Origin of the sequence: Pseudoxanthomonas sp. YR558 (genome assembly GCF_900116385.1) — a bacterium.
Classification (GTDB): Bacteria; Pseudomonadota; Gammaproteobacteria; order Xanthomonadales; family Xanthomonadaceae; genus Pseudoxanthomonas_A.
Map to the genome: position 1 here is coordinate 708,792 of NZ_FPCI01000002.1, position 17,557 is coordinate 726,348.

Genomic DNA, 17,557 nt, shown 5'->3' on the forward strand with positions numbered 1-17,557 from the left:
CACGATGCGGATCAGGCGGCCGGAGGCGCCTGTCCGTGATGGAGGCTCAGCGCGGGATCGGTTCTGAGCGGCGCGCCCTGGGCGTTGAGGCGCGACAGGGATGCCTGTGAATCCGTGTCCAACGGCGCTGGTGAAGTCTGCAGATGGAACGCTGTGCTCTGCGCCGGGCCTGCTGCGCGTTGGGTCAGCACCTTGAGTGCCGTCAGCCGGGCCTTTTTCGCAGGCGTCTCGCGGTGCTGCTCTTCGCGCGGCTCGTCGGGGGTGCGGATGTCGTGAAAGACGAAAGACGGTGCGCTGGCCGCTTCGACGACAGTGCCTCCCGCAACGCCGGAGGAGGCGGGGAGATAGGCGCCAAGCAGCGCGGCCAGACCCGCGACCAGGACCGCCCAAACCACCATCCGGCGCCACGGCGAATGCGCCATGCCCGGGATGTGCAGGTCTAACGGCTTATCAGGCAGCTGGTTCAAGAATGTCCCCGTGGGCACGCCATATCGGCGGGCCGTAATGAACATTCTAAATGAGAATACTTATCAAGTGCAAACGAGGTTGGATCTTGTTTGTGCCGGTCAGGTCTCGGCCCACTGCCTGAGCAGGTTGTGATACACGCCGGTCAGTTGCACCAGCGCAGGGTGCTCGGGCACGTCGGCGGTCAGGCGACGGATGGAGACGTCCAGTTCGAACATCAGCCGGCGTTGGCCATCATCGCGCACCATGCTCTGCAGCCAGAAGAACGAAGCCACGCGCGCACCGCGCGTCACCGGCGTCACCCGGTGCAGGCTGGTGCCGGGGTAGAGCACCATGTGGCCGGCCGGCAGCTTCACGCTCTGGGTGCCGAAGGTGTCCTCGATGATCAGTTCGCCGCCGTCGTAGTCTTCCGGTGCACTCAGGAAGAGCGTGGCGGAAAGATCCGTGCGTACGGGGTCTACGCCGCCGCGGCTGCGGTCGTAGCGGATCGCGTTGTCGACGTGGTACCCGAAGGACTGGCCGCCATCGTAGCGATTGAACAGCGGCGGATAGATGCGCCTCGGCAGCGCCGCCGAGAAGAAGGTGCTGTTGCGCGAGAGCGCGTCCAGGATCAGCGCGCCGACGTCACGCGCGGCCGGCGAATCCTCCGGCAACTGCGCGTTGTCCTTGGCCTTGGCCGACTGATAGCCCGCGGTGATGCGGCCGTCCGCCCAATCGGCGGCATCCAGCCGCGCCCGTGCTTGCGCGACCTGCGCGGGAGTCAGGACATCCGGGATCGCCAGCAACATGCGGTTCGCCTCGAAAAGAAACCCCGCCCATTGTGCATGGGCGGGGCCGTGTCGCGTGGGTGACTCAGAACCGGAACGTGGCCGTCAGCACCGCCGAGCGGCCTTCGCCCGGATTGGCCCAGCCGTTGCCGGCGGTAACCACGCCCGCGCCGTTGACGGTCAGGTTGTTGCGGATGCCGGTGTAGTACTCCTCGTCGAAGAGGTTGCTGACGTTGAGCTGCAGGCCGATACGTTCATTGATCTGGTAACCGACCATCGCGCGGTGGACCCAGTAGGCCTCCGTCTCCAGGTAGGCCGTGGCAGAGGAGTTGTTCGGATAGAAGCTGCCCTGGTACGTCGCGCCGTAACCGAAAGTCCAGTCGCCGAGTTCGTACGTGCTCCAGAGGCTCGCCGAATGGCGCGGCGTCTGGGTCAGTTCGTTGCCCTTGACCGGATCGCTGGGGGCACCATCGGCCGCGTTCTGCAGGACTTCGCTATCCAGGAACGTGTAGTTGGCGAACACCGCCCACTCGCGCGTGATGTTGCCGGCCACGCCCAAAGCAATACCGTCCACACGCGCCTTGCCGTCGAGCACCTGCTCTGGCTGCAACGGGTCGACGCTGGCCACCTTGTAGTTCTGGCGCTCATTGCGGAACAGTGCGGCGGTTACCGCCAATCGGTTCTCCAGCACGTCCCACTTGGTGCCCAGCTCGATGTTGACCGCGGTTTCCGGGTCGACGTTGCACGTCACCGCGCTGCACGCGCCATTGACCGACGACTTCGATGGCGTCTTGCTGTTGGCGTAGGACAGGTAGACGCTGGCGTTGTCGACCGGCTTATACACCAGGCCTGCGCGGTACGAGAACAGATCGTCCTCGTTCTCGAAGACGCCGCTCACACCAGTGATCTGGCCCGTGGTGGAGACAGCGTAATTCACCGTGTCGCCTTCGTTGTGTTCGTAGCGCGCGCCCAGGTTCAACAACCATTGGTCGCCGAACTTCAGCGTATCGAATACGTACACCGCCTGGTTGTTGAGGCTGCCCTCGGTGCGGCCTGTGCGGAAGTAGTTCTGCGGGCCGGTCCAGACGTTGTACGGGTTGTCGAAGTTCTGGATCGGGTAGGTGATGCCCGTCGTGGATCCGTCGGGATTGCGGAAGGTTGTGCCGGTGTCGAGTTCGAAGTCCTCCTTGCTGAAGGACACGCCCACGACGACGTCATGGCGCACGGCGCCCGTGCTGAAGCTGGCCGTCAGGTCCGTCTGGCTGTGGGCGATGAAATTCTCGGTATCGCGTACCAGCCCGCGCGGGCCGCCATTCGGATTCCACGTGCCTGCGGGCTGGCCCACGCAGGCCTGGCCGGTGTACGGGTTGGTGTTGTTCGGGAGGCACCATGAACCCTGCAGTGCGGTGGCGTTCGTGTACTGCTCGACGCGCTGCAACCGCGCCAGGCTGCGCAGGCCGACATGGTCGCCGAAATCCATTTCGAATACGCCGGTCAGCATGTCGACATCGCTTTCCTGCCGCGACGTGTTCCGGTAGCCGAAATACGTTTCGCGATCCACGCCCGGCAGCGGGCCGTCGTTGAACGGACTCAATGCGAACGGTACGCCGTACTGCGGCATGTTGTTGTCGTGCTGGTGCAGGTAGCTCAGCGTGAAGCGGGTGTCGGAATCCAGGCCGAACGCGATCGACGGCGCAAAACCCCAGCGGTGCTTGAATTCTTCGTCGCGGCCGGGCACGTCCTGGGTATGGCCCATGGCGTTCAAGCGGACGGCGATACCGTTCTCGAAGTCGACGTTGCTATCGGCGGTCACGCGGCTGTACTTGTCCGAGCCAGCGCCCATGGTGAAGGTGTTGAAATCGCCCTCGCGCGCGGTCTTGCTGACCAGGTTGATGGTGCCGCCGACGGAGCCGGCGCCGGACATGGCCGAGTTGGCGCCGTTGATCAGCTCGATCGATTCGAGGTTGAATGTGTCGCTGCGCGTGTACTGCGCACTGTCGCGCACGCCGTCGGTGGTGATGTCGCTGCTGGCGGTGAAGCCGCGCAGGTTGATGCTGTCGCCATAGCCGCCGCCGCCCTCGCCAGCGCCGAAGGTGATGCCGGGCAGCGTGCTCAGCACGTCCTTAAGGCCCAGCAGGTTCTGCTGCGCCATGACTTCGCTGGTCACCACGGTGATCGTCTGCGGCGTGTCGACCAGGTCTTCGGTGTACTTCGGCGAGCTGGCTTTCTGGACGCGCTCACCGTGCACCTCGACGGTGTCCAGTTCCTTGGCCTGCATGGCGGCGTCGGCGGGCACGTCACCACCGGGCGCGGCGAGTGCAGGAGCGGTGATCGCCATGAGCAGCGCGGCGGTCAGGGGAGAGAGACGGAGGTTCATAGGCATCCTTGTGTGCTTGAGCGGATGACCCGGTGGCGAAAGCTACGGGGCAGAGGGAAAGAACGGGTTCGGGCCGTGCACGGCGTTCGGCGCGCAGGAGAAACGGAGGCATCGCGCGGAAACGCGCGGCGCCTAGACGGGAGTCAGCGAGGAGGCCCGCAGCCGCGATAGGCGGGGGACCGTGCGCGTGGACCGTCGTGCATGAGCGCAGCGAGATATCGCCCGCCGAGGGGGCATCGCGAGGCGAGGGCGCGAATGGCGCCGGCCGCCGGTTCGGATTCTGCAGGCATCGGCAAAGCGGCGTGGTCGACCTCGCTGTCGCTCGCGCTGAGCGCAAGGTCTTCATTCGCCGCGGCCTCGACCAGCGGGCCCTTGGCGTCGGCGGTCGCATGCACGGGGGTAGCGAAGAGCCCGCCCGCGAACAGCATCGCGCATGCCAGGAGCAGGCAAACGGCGGTCGGCAGGACTGGGCGAAGGACGCGCGGCACCGGGGCCTCGGAGGGGCGGGCTGCGGCGATCTGCCGCAGGGGTGCGACAGGATAATGAGAATGATTTGCGATTACAACAGAATATTCACATTCTGAGGGTCAGTCGCGGTCGTCCCGGGTCCAGATGCCCCCGTGCTCCAGCCGGACCGGGAATTTGGCGACCGGCGAGTAGGCCGGCGCGCACAGGGCGCGCCCGTCGCGGACGTCGAAGCGGGCTCCGTGCAGGACGCATTCGATGCTGGCCTCGGCGGGGTCGAAGTGGCCCGAGGACAACTCGAAATCCTCATGGCTGCATTTGTCTTCCAGTGCGTACAGGTCGCCATCGTGGTTCAGCACCACGATAGGCGTCGCGGTCACTTCGTCGAACACGGTCTTCAGTTCGCCGGGCAGCAGCTCACCGGTAGCGCAGACGAACGTCCAGGTCTCGCTCACGCGATAGCCCCCGCCAGCGGCTTCTCCAGGATCTCGAAGCGCAGATCGTCGCGCTTGGGGATGCCGTAACGCTCATCGCCATAGGGAAAGGGTTTTTTGATGCCCGTGCGCATGTAGCCGCGGCGTTCGTAGAACGCGATCAGCTCGTCGCGGATGTCGATCACCGTCATCCGCATCGCGGGCAACCGCCATTCGTCGCGCGCCACGCGTTCGGCTTCCGCCAGCATGGCCTTGCCGACGCCGCCGCCCTGCAGGTCGGGCCGCACGGAAAACATGCCGAAGTAGCCCGCACCCTCATCCTCTGCCACGTGCGCGCAGGCCAACAGCACGCCGTCGCGCTCGGCCAGCAGGATGCGGCTGCGGTCGCGTTCGATGTCGCGGGCGAGCACGTCCGGATCGATGCGCTGGCCATCGAGCATGTCGGCTTCGGTGGTCCAGCCCTGCTTGCTGACATCACCGCGGTAGGCGGAGGTCACCAGGGCGACGAGGGCCGGAATGTCGGCGGGGACGGCGGAGCGAAAGGTCAGGGTATCCATGCCGCCCATTGTAGGGCGGCAACCCCTTTTACCCCAGCGTCAGGCCAGCAGGCTGCGCGCTTTCTTCAGGGCCGCGATGAAGCGCTCGACATCCTCGTGCGAGTTGTAGAACGCGAACGAAGCCCGCAGGGTGGCGGCGACGCCGAAGAACTGCAGCAAGGGATGCGCGCAATGCTGACCGGAGCGGACGGCGACGCCCTCCAGGTCCAGCAGCGTGGCAAGGTCGTGCGCGTGCGCCCCTTCGATCAGGAACGAGACCACCGCGGCCTTGTCGGGTGCCCGGCCGAAGATGCGCAGGCCCTCGATCCGGTCCAGCTCTTCGGTGGCGTGCGCGAGCAGTTCGGCTTCGCGGGCTTCGACGTTCGCCATGCCCAGCGCATCCAGGTAGTCCACGGCCGCGCCCAGCCCGATGAAACCCGCGATGTTGGGCGTGCCGGCTTCGAACTTGTGCGGCGAGTCGTTGAACACCGTGCCGTCGAAGCTCACTTCCTTGATCATCTCGCCGCCGCCGATGAACGGCGGCATGGCCTGCAGGTGTTCCTTACGCGCCCACAGGGCGCCGGTGCCGGTGGGCCCGCACATCTTGTGGCCGGTCAGCGCGTAGAAGTCGCAGCCGATGGCGGCGATGTCGATCGCGCGATGCGGCACGGCCTGGGAACCATCGACGACCGTCGTGATCCCGCGCTTGCGCGCCTCGCGACAGATCTCGCGCACCGGGTTGACCGTGCCCAGCACGTTCGACGTATGGGTGATCGCCAGCAGCTTCACGTCGCCGGTCATCGCGGTGTACAGCGCATCGAGGTCGAGCGTGCCGTCGGCGTGGATCTCCGCGACCTTGATGGTCGCGCCGGTGCGCTGGGCGACCAGTTGCCAGGGCACGATGTTGGCGTGGTGCTCCATGCGCGACACCAGGATCGTGTCGCCGGCCTTCAGGCGCGGCAGCGCCCACGAGTAGGCCACCAGGTTGATCGCGAAGGTGGTGCCGCTGCACAACACCAGTTCGTCCGCACGCACGTTGAGGAAGCGCGCCAGCGTCCTGCGGGCGCCCTCGTAGGCCTCTGTCGCCTCCGTGCCCAGGGTGTGCACTGCGCGGCTGACGTTGGCGTTGTGCTGCCGATAGAAGTCGTCGGTCGTCCGGATCACCGACACCGGCTTCTGGCCGGTGTTGGCGCTGTCCAGGTAGATGAGCGGCTTGCCGTTCACTCGCCGCGCGAGCAGGGGGAAGTCCTCGCGGACGCGTGCCCAATCGATGGCGGTGCCGGCGTCGGTCAGGACTTCGCGGTTCATCCCGCCTCCACTGCCGCCAGCGCGGCGTCCACGCGGGCGAGCAATGCATCGCGCACGCTCACGTCTTCGATCACGCCCAGCGGTTCGCGGCAGAACGCGGTGGTCAGCAGCTGTCGCGCTTCCGGCTGGGTCAGGCCGCGCGATCGCAGGTAGAACAGGGCATTGGCATCGAGCTGGCCGACGGTGGCGCCGTGGGCGGCCTTCACTTCGTCGGCGTGGATTTCGAGCACCGGCTGGGTGTCGATCTCGGCGTTGTCCGACAGCAACAGGTTCTTGTTCGACAGCGCAGCGTCGGTGCCGTCGGCTCCTTCGCGAATCAGGATGCCGCCATGGAACACCGCGCGACCCCGCCCGGCGCCGAGTCCGCGCCAGGTCAGTTCGCAGGCAGTATCGCGACCGATGTGATCGATGCCCAGGCGGGTGTCGACGTGGCGTCGTCCGCCGGCCAGCAGTACGCCGTTCGCCGCCAGGCGCGCGTTGTCGCCTTCCAGGCGCACGTTGAGTTCATGGCGGGACAATGCCCCGCCCAGTTCCAGGTCCACGCGCCGGTAATCGGCATCGCGCGCCAGCACGGCATCGGTGCGGAGCAGCGTGGTGGCGCGGTCGCTGTCCGTCTGCACGCGGGCGTGCGACAGCGTGGCGCCGACGGCGAGGTGCACATGGCTGAGCGCGTTGATGAAGTGCGCGTGTGGCGTGGCGGCGAGGTGGTGCTCCACCACCGTCAGCGAGGCACCCGCGCGCAGTTCGATCAGATTACGCAGGTGCCAGGCGCGATCGGCGCCGTCGTCGGTGCCGATGAAGACCAGGTGGAGCGGCTTTTCGCTGCGCACATCGGCTTCGGCGCGCAGCAGCAGGCCTTCGGTCGCCAATGCGGCGTTGAGCCGGGCGAAGACTTCATCGGTGCGTTCGAAGCGACGCTGCAGGAAGCGCGCCGCATCACCGCCGTCGGCGAGCGCCTCGGACAGTAGCTGCAGGCTGACGCCGTCCGGCAAATCGGTGGTCAGCGACAGCGCCACCGAGTAGCGGCCGTTGACGAACACCGCGCGCGGCGCCGGGATGTCGGCCAGCAGCATCGGGTCCAGCGACGGCAGCGCATCGACGGCCGCGAAGCTGCGGCGTTCCAGCTGGCGCAGCGAGGTGTACTTCCACGCTTCGGTGCGCGGGCCGGGCAGGCCGTCGCGCAGCGCCTCGTCGAGCACCGCGCGGCGCGCGGCGTCGCCGCTGAAGCCGGCGGACAGGGAATCGAGCAGCGCGCTCATCAGGCAGCCTGCTCCGGGGCGACCCGGTCCTTGATCCAGGCGTAGCCGTGCTGCTCGAGCTCCAGCGCCAGCTCCGGGCCGCCCGTCTCGACGATGCGGCCGCCGGCCAGCACGTGCACTACGTCCGGATTGATGTAATCGAGCAGGCGCTGGTAGTGGGTGATGACCACGAAGGCGCGGTCAGGCGAGCGCAGCGCGTTGACACCATCGGCGACGTTCTTCAGCGCGTCGATGTCCAGGCCGCTGTCGGTCTCGTCGAGGATCGCCAGCTTCGGTTCCAGCACGGCGAGCTGGAAGATCTCGTTGCGCTTCTTCTCGCCGCCGCTGAAGCCTTCGTTGACGCCGCGGTGCAGCAGTTCGTCCTTCAGGTGCAGCACGGCCAGCTTCTCGCGCACCAGCTTGAGGAACTGCATCGAATCCAGTTCAGACTCGCCGCGCGCCTTGCGCTGGGCATTGAGCGCCGCGCGCAGGAAGTAGGTGTTGTTCACGCCCGGGATCTCGACCGGATACTGGAATGCCAGGAACACACCGGCGGCGGCGCGCTCTTCCGGTTCCAGTTCCAGCAGCGGCTTGCCGTCGAACTCGACGCTGCCGGCAGTGACCTCATAGCCCTCGCGGCCGGCCAGGATGTTGCCGAGCGTGGACTTGCCGGCGCCGTTGGGGCCCATGATGGCGTGCACTTCGCCCGGCTTCACCTCCAGCGAGAGGCCCTTGAGGATGTCCTTGCCGGCGACGCTGGCGTGGAGGTTGTCGATCTTCAACATGGTGCGTTTCCCGTAGGGTGGGCCGTGGCCCACCGTGTATGTACGTGTTTGCTGCGATAGCGGGCCGGAGCCCGCCTTACCCGACGCTGCCTTCCAGCGACACTTCCAGCAGCTTCTTGGCTTCCACCGCGAACTCCATCGGCAGCTCGCGGAAGACCTGCTTGCAGAAGCCGTCGACGATCATCGAGACCGCGTCTTCCTGGCCGATGCCGCGCGCACGGCAGTAGAACAGCTGGTCGTCGGAGATCTTCGAGGTGGTGGCCTCGTGCTCCAGCGTCGCGGTGGGGTTCTTCACTTCGATGTAGGGAAAGGTGTGCGCGCCGCACTTCTTGCCGATCAGCAGGCTGTCGCATTGGGTGTAGTTGCGTGCGCCGTCGGCGTTGCGGTCCACCTTCACCAGGCCGCGGTAGGTGTTCTGGCCCCGGCCGGCGCTGATGCCCTTGCTGACGATCTTGGACTTGGTGCGCTTGCCCACGTGGATCATCTTGGTGCCGGTGTCGGCCTGCTGGCGGTGGTGGGTCAGTGCGACCGAGTGGAACTCGCCCACGGAGTCGTCGCCCAGCAGCACGCAGGAGGGGTACTTCCAGGTGATCGCCGAACCGGTTTCCACCTGCGTCCACGTCACCTTGCTGCGGTCGCCGCGGCATTCGGCGCGCTTGGTCACGAAGTTGTAGATGCCGCCACGGCCTTCCTCGTCGCCGGGGTACCAGTTCTGCACCGTCGAGTACTTGATCTCGGCGTCTTCCAGCGCGACCAGTTCCACCACGGCGGCATGCAGCTGGTTCTCGTCGCGCATCGGCGCGGTGCAGCCTTCCAGGTAGGAGACGTAGGCCTTGTCTTCGCAGATGATCAGGGTGCGCTCGAACTGGCCCGTGTGGCCCGCGTTGATGCGGAAGTAGGTGCTCAGTTCCATCGGGCAGCGCACGCCCTTGGGGATGAACACGAAGCTGCCGTCGGAGAACACCGCGGAGTTGAGCGCGGCGAAGTAGTTGTCGCCCACCGGCACCACGCTGCCCAGATACTGCTTCACCAGTTCGGGGTGTTCGTGGATGGCCTCGGACATCGAGCAGAAGATCACGCCCTTCTCGGCCAGTTCCTTGCGGAAGGTGGTGCCGACGGAGACGGAATCGAACACCGCGTCCACCGCCACGCCCGCCAGCTTCGCGCGCTCGTGCAGCGGCACGCCCAGCTTGTCGTAGGTGTCCAGCAGTTCCTGCGGCACCTCGTCCAGCGAGGCGTACTTCGCTTTCGGCGCGCTGTAGTAGCTGATGGCCTGGAAATCGATCGGGCCGATCTTCAGCTTGGCCCAGTGCGGGGCCTGCATCGTCAGCCAGTGGCGATAGGCGGCCAGGCGCCATTCGGTCATCCATTCCGGCTCGTTCTTCTTCGCCGACAGGGCGCGGACGACGTCCTCGTCCAGGCCGGGCGGCAACGAATCGGATTCGATGTCGGTGATGAAGCCGGCGTCGTAGCGACGTCCCAGCTGTTCCAGGATTTCAGCGTTCTCGGTGGCCATCGGGCTGCCTACGGTTCAGCGGGTCGCGACCTGCACGGCGATGGATCGCCTGCGCACGTCGTCGGAAGAAGAGGGAGGAGGCGCGACCATCTGCGCCAGGGTGAAGCCGCGCAGGGCGTCGGCCACCACGTCGTTGATCAGGCGCCAGTTCGCGCGCGCGCCGCACTGGTGGGCGATGCCGCACTGGCTCTCGCTCTGGCTGCATTCGGTCATCGCGAGCGGACCTTCCATGGCTTCCACGATTTCCACCAGGGTGATCTCGGCCGCGTCGCGGCTCAGGCGGTAGCCGCCGTGCACGCCCCGCAGGCCTTCCACCAGACCGGCCTGCGCCAGCGGCTTCAGCACCTTGCTGACGGTCGGGGTTTCCAGGCCGGAATGCTCGGCCAGATCGGAGGCACTGAGCACCTGGCCCGGCCGGGCGGCGAGCACGGTCAGGACCACGGTGGCGTAGTCGGTCAGCTTGGTGACGCGGAGCATGGGGGAGGGAACTCGGAAAACGTACCGAAATTGTACGCTTTCAGGCCGCCCGGCTCAAACCCCGGGGTTTTCCCCGTTCAGGCGAGGGCGCGCCGGCTGACGAATGTCACCTGCGATGGTTGACGGCTGCGACTGATGCGGCGCCCCGCACATCGGGAACATGGGCCCTGTCCACTTCCGGACAGTCCCTTCCAGGAACACTTCGATGAACACCTCCCACGCCTCTTCCGGTTCCGCCCCGTCCGCCGACGGACTGGATCAGGGCTTCCTCTGGCGCGTGCTGCTCGCCATCGGCGGCGTCTACCTGGCGGTGAAGCTGTTCCGCGGGCTGGGCCAGCTGTTCTGGACGGTGTTCGGCCTGGCGCTGGGCCTGGTCTGGATGTTCAACGGCCGCCTCTTCCCCTGGTGAGGCGGCCCCGGGCCTTCAGTGGGCCGCAGGCGCGTCCGCCGACGGGGTCGGCAACACCAGGCCGAGGTAGGGCGCCGGCGGGGTCTGTCCCGGCGGCAGCGCCTCGGGCGCGGGCTGGCCGGCGGCACCGAGCGAATGCACGAAGCGGTAGATCGCGCGACGGTCTTCCTCGGTCATCGCGCGCACGGCGAAGTCCGGCATCATCGGGCGGGTACGCAGGTTGGCACTGTATTCCAGCCATTGCGCTTCGGTGAGCTGCTGCATGCGCAGCCGCAGGTTGCTCGGGTAGGTAGTGCCCCACGGCCCGTGGAAGCCCATCGGCGAACCCACCAGCCAGCCCGCCTTGTCGGTGGTGCCACCGGATTCGGCGTAGCCCGGTGTGTGGCAGTCGTTGCAGCCGGTGGTCCGCACCAGGTATTCGCCGCGGGCGAGCAGCTCGGTGTCGCGGGGCGCGGGGGGTGGCAGTTGGGCCGCCGTCGGCGTTGCCGCCGGCTGGCAGGCGGACAGGGTGAGGCACAGAGCGGTGGCGAGCAGGAGCGGGCTGGCGCGCATGGTGGTGGTCGCAATAAGGGGAACGGGCATCGAACGCGCCGTCCTGCATAGACCGGCCACGCGCCGCCACCGAAGCGTTCAGGCGAGCGAAAGTTGGGAAACGCCATGCGCATGGGCGAGAATCCCCCTTTCTCCCTTCCACCGGACCCCCGCATGCCCCGCAAGATCGAAGCCCGCCAATCCGACATCCACGGCAACGGCGTGTTCGCCATCGCCCCGATCGAGAAGGGCGAGCGGGTGGTGGAATACAAGGGCAAGCGGCGCACGCACGACGAAGTCGACGCCGATGACGCCGGCGACGTCGAAACCGGCCACACCTTCCTCTTCACCCTCAATGACGATTACGTCATCGACGCCAATCACAAGGGCAACAAGGCGCGCTGGATCAACCACAGCTGCGACCCGAACTGCGAGGCGGTGATCGAGGAGCACGACGGCAAGAACCGCAAGAAGGACAAGGTCTTCATCGAGGCGATCCGCGCCATCAAGGCCGGCGAAGAGCTGACCTACAACTACGGCATCACCCTGGACGAACCGCACACCGCGCGTCTGAAGAAGATCTGGGCCTGCCGCTGCGGCAGCAAGAAATGCACGGGCACCATGCTGCAGCCCAAGAAAGGGCGCTGATCTCTCCCAGGCACGGATGCCGCAGGATGCCGAAAGGTTGAAATGACCGAAGGCAGGTGTGGCATCCGCCCCGCGTCGATAACGTGCGCGCACCGGACCACCACCCGAACGCCATGACCCTGACCCGATTCGCCGGCCTGCTCGCGCTGGCCCTGCCGTGCACCGTGGCCCAGGCCGTCGAGATCGACGGCCGCATCGATCCTGCCGAATGGCAAGACGCGCGGCACGTCAGCGACTTCCGCAAGACCCAGCCGCTGACCGGCGAACCCGGTTCGCTCGCCACCGAAGCCTGGGTGCTGGCCACGCCCGACGGCCTGGCGATCGCATTCCGCAATACCCAGCCGCCCGGCGTGCCGCGCACGCGGCAGAAGGTGCAGCGCGATTTCGACGCGCAGGTCGACCGCGTCAACGCCTTCATCGATTTCGATGGCGACGGACGCACCGGTTATGCCTTCACCGTGAGCTCCACCGGCGGCATCGCCGACGAGATCATCACCAACGAAAACCAGTTCAGCGACGACTGGGACGGCCAGTGGCGGCATGCGGTGACCGAGGACGAGCAGGGCTGGTCGGTCGAACTGCTGATCCCGTGGCACACCGCGCCGATGCGCGACGGTACCGACGGCCAGCGTACGCTGAAGGTGTTCCTGGCCCGCGTGATCGGCTCCACCGGCGAGCGCATGGCGTGGCCGCAGGCGAGCTTCGAGCGTCCGCGCTTCCTGTCGGATTTCGCGCCGATCACCGTCGCGCGGTACGACCAGTCGTTGCTCGCCATCACGCCCTACGTGTCCGGCCTGTACGACAACGTCGGCGGCGGCAGCGATTTCAATGGCGGCGCCGACATCTTCTGGAAGCCAAACGGCCGCTTCCAGCTGTCGGCCACCGTCAAGCCGGACTTCGGCCAGGTGGAAGCGGACGACCTGGTGGTGAACTTCAGCGCCACCGAGACCTTCATCAGCGACAAGCGCCCGTTCTTCACGGAGAACCAGGGCATCTTCGAGCTGACCACGCCGTCGGACTTCAGCCAGCAGCTGTATACGCGCCGCGTCGGCAGCACCGGCGACATCACCGCGGCGGTGAAGTTGAACGGCAGCCTGGGCCGGGTGAACTACGGCCTGTTCTCGGCCGACGAGGATGGCGCGCTGGGCCGGCGCTTCAACGCGCTGCGCGTGGTGCGCGATTTCGACAAGCAGAACCTCGGCGCGATGCTGACCCGCGTGGACGACGACGCCCGCGACCGCGAGGCCACCGTGCTCGGCGTGGACCACAACTGGCGGCCGACCGCGCGCTGGAACATCCGCACGCGCCTGCTGGGCAGCCGCATCGAGCAGGCGGGCGACACCGTGCAGGACTACGGCGCCACCGTCTGGGCCGATTACGAAATGGACCATGGCTGGCGCCAGCAGTGGATCGCCATGCATTTCGGCAACGACCTGCAGCTCAACGATTTCGGTTACCTGTCGCGCAACAGCACCAATTACCTGCACTGGGAAGCGCGCAAGCGGTTCACCGACCTGCCGGACACATCGCGCTATTCGTCCAAGGACTGGCGCTGGCGCGTGAGCAGCAGCCACAACAACCATGGCGAGAAGCTCAACGACCAGTTCCGGATGAGCCGCGAAGGCCAGCTGCGCGACGGCAGTTACGAGTACGCCCAGATCAACGTCAACAGCGCCGGGCTCAACGACACGCTGCTGCGCGGCAACGGCATCGTGCGCCTGCCGACGAACTTGAATGCGTATTTCGAGTACGAACGCCCGCGCAAGGGCAACTGGGCGCACGAGGTCGAGGTGGAAGCCTTCGGCGGCGGGCTGGCCGGCAACCGCAAGCTGGGCTCGGCCTTCTGGTACGGCGCCACCTACTTCATCAACGACGCCTTCAGCATCAACGCGGGCTTGAATGTCGTGCACCGGCCCGACTGGCTGATCTGGCAGGGCGCCGCGCAGGGCGACCTGGTCGGTGCTTTCGATGGCCGCGAGACGACGCTGCGCGCCGGCCTGGACTGGAACATCGATCCGCGCCAGGAACTGCGCGTGAAGCTGGAGGCGATTGCCATCAGTGCGCGGGCGCACGATGCGTGGCGCTTCGATGCCGCCGGGCACGCGGTCGCGGCCAGCGACACGGTCGAGGACTTCCAGGTGCGCAACCTCGGTTTCCAGGTGCGCTACCGCTACGAACTCGCGCCGTTGTCCTACCTGTACGTGGTGTACGCCCGCGGCGGCTATGAACAACTGGTCGGCACGGACGGCACCGACGACGCACTGCGCGACAGTTTCAGCCTGCGCAACGACGAACAGCTGATCGTGAAGCTGAGCTACCGCTTCGAACTGTGAGGACGCGACCGTCGCAGCGCGTCAGCGTGCGGCGGCGTCCAATGTCAGCTCGACATGGCCATCGCGGATGCGCAGCGAATCGGCCGTCAGGGTCCCCGGCACCTGGGTGAGGTCTTCGGCGCTGAGCTGGTAGAGCGGACGGGTGCGGGCGTATTCGCGGATCAGGTCCTGCAGCACCTCGCGCGAACCGCCGGGCAGGCCGCGTCCACCGGCCCCGGTGCCCAGGTGTTCCAGTTGCGGATCCACCAGATGCAGGCCGCGCGTCGCCGGGTCGTAGCGCAGGCCGCTGCTGACCACGACGTTGCCGTACTCCAGGCGTTCGCCGGTGGCCAGCGCGATGTCGTAGTTCATCTGCAGCCGGACGCGTTCGCCCGGCGTCGGGATGCGCACATCGGGATCGCTGAGGGTCAGCGAGGCGAAGCCTTCCAGCAGCGACTCCTCCATCGGGAAGCCGGCGCGCGCGGCGGCCTGCAGTTGCCCCGCATCGAAGCGCAGCACCGACGGCGTGGCCGCCGACGCCAGCATCGGCGCGACGAGCAGGGCGAGCATCGCCAGGAACGATTTCATCATCGCGACACCTCTCACTGCAGCGGGATGACCACGCGGCCATCCTCGATCTGGGGGTTGCCGATCCGCTTGCTGGCCGGCAGGCGGCGCAGCACGTCGCTGTCGATCTTGTAGACCGGCTCGTTGCGCGCGTATTCCTGCAGCACCGTGTTGACCAGCTGGCGGGTGCCGCCGGACATCAGCGAGCCCGCACCGGGCACGTCGACGGACAGGATTTCCGGATTGTCCAGATGCAGGCCCTGGGTGGCCGGGTTGTAGCGCAGCCGGCTGGCCAGCGCGAAGTGGCCGCGGCTGACATCGCGCGCGCCCAGCGCGCTGACGCCGATGTCGAAATCCAGGCGCAGGCGGTTGTCGCCGGAGGGGATGCTCAGGCGCGGGTTGGTCAGCGTGGCCGACACCAGGCCGCCTAGCTTGTCGAACTCGCGCGGGAAGCTCTGGTTGAGGTAGCGCTGCAACTGCGGCTGGGTGAAGTTGATCTGGTTGCCCAGCAAACCGGTGACCGCGTTGAGCGTGCTGCAGCCCGCCAGCACGAGCGTGGCGCCCGCGACGAGGGTGGCGGTCAGGAAATGGCGTCGGGTACGCATGGTGGGCTCCGGAAGACGTCGGCGCACCATAGCCGGGCGCGCCTGTCCGGACCCTAACCGGCGATGCCGGCGTGCCGGGCGAAATGCTGTTTGCGTTCGTCCGTGTAATGCCACCACGGCGTGGGCGGTCCGCCGTCCATGAAGCGCACCGCGGCGATGAAGCAATCGCACAGGCAGGGATCATGGCGCTGGCCGGTGGCTGCGTTCACGCGTGCGTACAGAGCATAAGGGTCTTGCTGCACCAGCGCCTGCGGTGTGGCGATGCCGATGCCGCGCAGATCGCTGGCGATGGACGGCCCGATGTTGGGGATGTCCTCGAGCATCCTGGCGTGGTCGGCATGACGGGCTTTCATGGCCGCAGCTTACCGCGCTGCGCGCGTGTCAGCCGGCGTCGCGGGTGCGTTCTTTCAGCGTCCGGATGAACTCGCCCATGTGCGGGCGCAGCGGCGCGAACAGGTCATCGGCGTCCTTGCGGTGGTCGAGCATCAGCCCGCTCAGCAGCTTGGTGCCGACGACCAGCGCGGCGCGTTCGTCGCCGCTGAAGCCGCGCTGGCGCTGGATGTTCTCGAGGGTGCGCATCCAGTCGTCGTGGCAGGCGTGCTCGAATTCGATCGTGCAGCGGCCATTGCATTGCAGGCCATCGTCCTCGATGGGCGTGACGGTGATGCGGTAGCGGTGGGTGTTGTTGGGCATGGGGGCGTGCGCGGGGGGCGCGGTGGGGACCATGGCCAAGATAGGCGCGCCCGGCAGGCCTAACGAGGGGGCGCGCCGTGATGGACTGTTCCGCCGGCCGGCGTGGTTCAGCGAACGGTCGTGGACGCGGCGCCGGCCCGGAACAGCGGCAGGGGATCGTAGGCGCCCTGCGCGCCGTAGATGCCGTAGTGCAGGTGCGGCGGCGTCCCGCGCGCATTGCCCGACGTGCCGACGAAACCCAGCACGTCGCCCACGCGGATCACCTGGCCGGTGGACAGGCCGGGCGCCCAGTCGTCGAGGTGCGCGTAGTAGTGCCGCTCGCGACCCGGGCCCAGCACCCACACCTGCCGGCCTCCGAGGCCGCCATCGCGAACGGCGACCACGACGCCGCGGGTGGCGCTGCGGATGGTCGTGCCGCGCGTGGCGAAGATGTCCACGCCCTGGTGCGTGCGGTCGGTGCCGCGCGGCGCGCCGAAAGTATCGGCGATCTGTTTCGCATGCACGCCGTCCACCGGTACCGGAAGCGCTGCCGGTGGCGGCGCACGCGAGACGTCCCACAGCATGCGCGGCGAGGCCATGAAGGGTTGGCCCCATGCCCATGCGAGCAGTGCGAGTAGCACCGCCAGCCACAGTAGTGTCCACGCCAGGCGGCGCAGGCGGTGGGCGGCGGGGCGCATCCGTCAGGGCAGCGGCGGCGGCTGCGGTTGCGCCAGCTGGCGCTCCAGTTGCGCCTTCAGCGACGGATCCAGTCGCAGCTGCTTCGCCAACTCGTCCAGGTAGGCGCGTTCCATGAAGTTCTGCTCGTCGACCACCATCAGGCTGGCCAGGTACATCTCCGAGGCGATCTCCGGCGTGCTGCCGGCGCGTGCGACTTCGGACGGGTCCAGCGGCTTTTCCAGTTCGGCGTGCAGCCACTGCTGCAGCTCGCCGTCGGTGCCGATGCGCGAGAACTCGCCTTCGATCACCTCGCGTTCGCGCGTGTCGATGTGGCCGTCCGCCTTCGCGGCCGCCACCAGCGCCTTCAGGATCGCCTGGCTGTGCAGCTCCGCTTGCGGGGGCGGCAACCGGTCCACCGTCTGCGGACCCGCGCCGGCGGCGAAACCGCCCTGTTGCTGCTTGTAGTCGTTGTAGGCGCGGTACGCCATCACGCCGATCGCCGCCAGCCCGCCATATGTGGCCAGTTTGCGCGAGGTCTTGTTCTTGCCGAGCAGCAGGCCGAGCGCGCCGCCGGTGATCGCGCCCTTGCCGAAGTCGGCATTGAGCACGCTGCCCTGGCCGCTGGAGGACTTGAGCAGATGGTCGAGGAAACCCTGGATCTTCATGCGTGGCGCACCTTGCGTTGGGGACCGAGCAGAGTATCTGCGGGCGATGACGGTCGTTCGCAAGCGTGACTTACGGCATGCCAAAAAAAACGGGACGGCATG

20 protein-coding genes are annotated in these 17,557 nt (G+C 67.2%); 3 read left to right on the forward strand and 17 right to left on the reverse strand.

Annotated features, from left to right (window positions below; genetic code table 11):
* Positions 1–11 precede the first annotated feature (11 nt).
* The 10 genes from BM365_RS14895 to BM365_RS14945 form a co-directional block, all read right to left on the reverse strand.
* The gene (locus tag BM365_RS14895; RefSeq protein ID WP_139227446.1) at positions 12–467 is read right to left on the reverse strand and encodes a hypothetical protein; all 456 of its coding nucleotides are present in this window, start codon (positions 465–467) and stop codon (positions 12–14) included.
* Between the two features lie 99 nt (positions 468–566).
* A complete protein-coding gene (locus BM365_RS14900) occupies positions 567–1,253 on the reverse strand; it encodes a Fe2+-dependent dioxygenase (RefSeq protein ID WP_093490293.1) in 687 nt (228 codons plus the stop codon).
* A 64-nt stretch (positions 1,254–1,317) separates the two neighbouring features.
* The gene (locus BM365_RS14905) at positions 1,318–3,609 is read right to left on the reverse strand and encodes a TonB-dependent receptor (protein ID WP_093490294.1); all 2,292 of its coding nucleotides are present in this window, start codon (positions 3,607–3,609) and stop codon (positions 1,318–1,320) included.
* A 587-nt stretch (positions 3,610–4,196) separates the two neighbouring features.
* Positions 4,197–4,529 (reverse strand): non-heme iron oxygenase ferredoxin subunit, encoded by a 333-nt coding sequence (locus BM365_RS14915; protein WP_093490296.1) that lies wholly within the window; start codon positions 4,527–4,529, stop codon positions 4,197–4,199.
* Positions 4,526–5,065 (reverse strand): GNAT family N-acetyltransferase, encoded by a 540-nt coding sequence (locus BM365_RS14920; protein ID WP_093490817.1) that lies wholly within the window; start codon positions 5,063–5,065, stop codon positions 4,526–4,528. The genes BM365_RS14915 and BM365_RS14920 overlap by 4 nt, the downstream gene beginning before the upstream one ends.
* Positions 5,066–5,104: 39 nt before the next feature.
* On the reverse strand, positions 5,105–6,352 hold the full coding sequence (locus BM365_RS14925) for a cysteine desulfurase (RefSeq protein ID WP_093490297.1): 1,248 nt from the start codon (positions 6,350–6,352) through the stop codon (positions 5,105–5,107).
* A complete protein-coding gene (gene sufD, locus BM365_RS14930; RefSeq protein WP_093490298.1) occupies positions 6,349–7,611 on the reverse strand; it encodes a Fe-S cluster assembly protein SufD in 1,263 nt (420 codons plus the stop codon). The genes BM365_RS14925 and sufD overlap by 4 nt, the downstream gene beginning before the upstream one ends.
* Positions 7,611–8,375, reverse strand: coding sequence for a Fe-S cluster assembly ATPase SufC (sufC, locus tag BM365_RS14935; protein ID WP_093490299.1), 765 nt, complete (start codon positions 8,373–8,375; stop codon positions 7,611–7,613). Before sufC ends, sufD begins: the two co-directional genes overlap by 1 nt.
* 76 nt (positions 8,376–8,451) lie before the next feature.
* A complete protein-coding gene (gene sufB / locus BM365_RS14940; protein WP_056878144.1) occupies positions 8,452–9,891 on the reverse strand; it encodes a Fe-S cluster assembly protein SufB in 1,440 nt (479 codons plus the stop codon).
* Positions 9,892–9,906: 15 nt separating this feature from the next.
* Positions 9,907–10,368, reverse strand: coding sequence for an SUF system Fe-S cluster assembly regulator (locus tag BM365_RS14945; RefSeq protein ID WP_093490300.1), 462 nt, complete (start codon positions 10,366–10,368; stop codon positions 9,907–9,909).
* A gap of 205 nt (positions 10,369–10,573) precedes the next feature.
* Between BM365_RS14945 and BM365_RS14950 the strand changes: the two genes are divergently transcribed.
* Positions 10,574–10,777 (forward strand): hypothetical protein, encoded by a 204-nt coding sequence (locus BM365_RS14950; RefSeq protein ID WP_093490301.1) that lies wholly within the window; start codon positions 10,574–10,576, stop codon positions 10,775–10,777.
* A 15-nt stretch (positions 10,778–10,792) separates the two neighbouring features.
* Here BM365_RS14950 and BM365_RS14955 read toward each other — a convergent pair whose 3' ends face one another.
* Positions 10,793–11,359: a c-type cytochrome gene (locus tag BM365_RS14955; protein WP_175502098.1), complete on the reverse strand. Its 567-nt coding sequence runs from the start codon at positions 11,357–11,359 to the stop codon at positions 10,793–10,795.
* Between the two features lie 123 nt (positions 11,360–11,482).
* Between BM365_RS14955 and BM365_RS14960 the strand changes: the two genes are divergently transcribed.
* Both BM365_RS14960 and BM365_RS14965 read left to right on the forward strand, forming a co-directional pair.
* A complete protein-coding gene (locus BM365_RS14960; RefSeq protein ID WP_093490302.1) occupies positions 11,483–11,956 on the forward strand; it encodes an SET domain-containing protein in 474 nt (157 codons plus the stop codon).
* Between the two features lie 113 nt (positions 11,957–12,069).
* Positions 12,070–14,289 carry a DUF5916 domain-containing protein gene (locus BM365_RS14965; RefSeq protein WP_093490818.1) on the forward strand — a complete coding sequence of 740 codons (2,220 nt, stop codon included), beginning with the start codon at positions 12,070–12,072 and terminating at the stop codon, positions 14,287–14,289.
* Positions 14,290–14,310: 21 nt separating this feature from the next.
* Here the strand turns inward: BM365_RS14965 and BM365_RS14970 are convergent, their stop codons facing one another.
* From BM365_RS14970 to BM365_RS14995, 6 genes are all read right to left on the reverse strand, one after another.
* A complete protein-coding gene (locus BM365_RS14970) occupies positions 14,311–14,856 on the reverse strand; it encodes a DUF1439 domain-containing protein (RefSeq protein ID WP_175502099.1) in 546 nt (181 codons plus the stop codon).
* Between the two features lie 14 nt (positions 14,857–14,870).
* Positions 14,871–15,440, reverse strand: coding sequence for a DUF1439 domain-containing protein (locus BM365_RS14975; RefSeq protein WP_158253485.1), 570 nt, complete (start codon positions 15,438–15,440; stop codon positions 14,871–14,873).
* A 53-nt stretch (positions 15,441–15,493) separates the two neighbouring features.
* Positions 15,494–15,793 (reverse strand): helix-hairpin-helix domain-containing protein, encoded by a 300-nt coding sequence (locus BM365_RS14980; protein ID WP_093490305.1) that lies wholly within the window; start codon positions 15,791–15,793, stop codon positions 15,494–15,496.
* 28 nt (positions 15,794–15,821) lie between these two features.
* The gene (locus tag BM365_RS14985) at positions 15,822–16,133 is read right to left on the reverse strand and encodes a DUF3861 domain-containing protein (RefSeq protein ID WP_233210822.1); all 312 of its coding nucleotides are present in this window, start codon (positions 16,131–16,133) and stop codon (positions 15,822–15,824) included.
* Between the two features lie 107 nt (positions 16,134–16,240).
* Positions 16,241–16,810, reverse strand: coding sequence for a M23 family metallopeptidase (locus tag BM365_RS14990; RefSeq protein WP_093490307.1), 570 nt, complete (start codon positions 16,808–16,810; stop codon positions 16,241–16,243).
* A gap of 3 nt (positions 16,811–16,813) precedes the next feature.
* Positions 16,814–17,455, reverse strand: coding sequence for a tellurite resistance TerB family protein (locus tag BM365_RS14995; protein WP_093490308.1), 642 nt, complete (start codon positions 17,453–17,455; stop codon positions 16,814–16,816).
* Positions 17,456–17,557 lie beyond the last annotated feature (102 nt).

What these genes read in the sequence shown, in the direction of transcription:
- BM365_RS14900 (WP_093490293.1), bottom strand. Translation starts at nt 1,253, where the DNA reads ATGTTGCTGGCGATCCCGGATGTCCTGACTCCCGCGCAGGTCGCGCAA.
- BM365_RS14905 (WP_093490294.1), bottom strand. Translation starts at nt 3,609, where the DNA reads ATGAACCTCCGTCTCTCTCCCCTGACCGCCGCGCTGCTCATGGCGATC.
- BM365_RS14920 (WP_093490817.1), bottom strand. Translation starts at nt 5,065, where the DNA reads ATGGATACCCTGACCTTTCGCTCCGCCGTCCCCGCCGACATTCCGGCC.
- BM365_RS14925 (WP_093490297.1), bottom strand. Translation starts at nt 6,352, where the DNA reads ATGAACCGCGAAGTCCTGACCGACGCCGGCACCGCCATCGATTGGGCA.
- sufD (WP_093490298.1), bottom strand. Translation starts at nt 7,611, where the DNA reads ATGAGCGCGCTGCTCGATTCCCTGTCCGCCGGCTTCAGCGGCGACGCC.
- sufC (WP_093490299.1), bottom strand. Translation starts at nt 8,375, where the DNA reads ATGTTGAAGATCGACAACCTCCACGCCAGCGTCGCCGGCAAGGACATC.
- sufB (WP_056878144.1), bottom strand. Translation starts at nt 9,891, where the DNA reads ATGGCCACCGAGAACGCTGAAATCCTGGAACAGCTGGGACGTCGCTAC.
- BM365_RS14945 (WP_093490300.1), bottom strand. Translation starts at nt 10,368, where the DNA reads ATGCTCCGCGTCACCAAGCTGACCGACTACGCCACCGTGGTCCTGACC.
- BM365_RS14950 (WP_093490301.1), top strand. Translation starts at nt 10,574, where the DNA reads ATGAACACCTCCCACGCCTCTTCCGGTTCCGCCCCGTCCGCCGACGGA.
- BM365_RS14955 (WP_175502098.1), bottom strand. Translation starts at nt 11,359, where the DNA reads ATGCCCGTTCCCCTTATTGCGACCACCACCATGCGCGCCAGCCCGCTC.
- BM365_RS14960 (WP_093490302.1), top strand. Translation starts at nt 11,483, where the DNA reads ATGCCCCGCAAGATCGAAGCCCGCCAATCCGACATCCACGGCAACGGC.
- BM365_RS14965 (WP_093490818.1), top strand. Translation starts at nt 12,070, where the DNA reads ATGACCCTGACCCGATTCGCCGGCCTGCTCGCGCTGGCCCTGCCGTGC.
- BM365_RS14970 (WP_175502099.1), bottom strand. Translation starts at nt 14,856, where the DNA reads ATGAAATCGTTCCTGGCGATGCTCGCCCTGCTCGTCGCGCCGATGCTG.
- BM365_RS14975 (WP_158253485.1), bottom strand. Translation starts at nt 15,440, where the DNA reads ATGCGTACCCGACGCCATTTCCTGACCGCCACCCTCGTCGCGGGCGCC.
- BM365_RS14980 (WP_093490305.1), bottom strand. Translation starts at nt 15,793, where the DNA reads ATGAAAGCCCGTCATGCCGACCACGCCAGGATGCTCGAGGACATCCCC.
- BM365_RS14985 (WP_233210822.1), bottom strand. Translation starts at nt 16,133, where the DNA reads ATGCCCAACAACACCCACCGCTACCGCATCACCGTCACGCCCATCGAG.
- BM365_RS14990 (WP_093490307.1), bottom strand. Translation starts at nt 16,810, where the DNA reads ATGCGCCCCGCCGCCCACCGCCTGCGCCGCCTGGCGTGGACACTACTG.
- BM365_RS14995 (WP_093490308.1), bottom strand. Translation starts at nt 17,455, where the DNA reads ATGAAGATCCAGGGTTTCCTCGACCATCTGCTCAAGTCCTCCAGCGGC.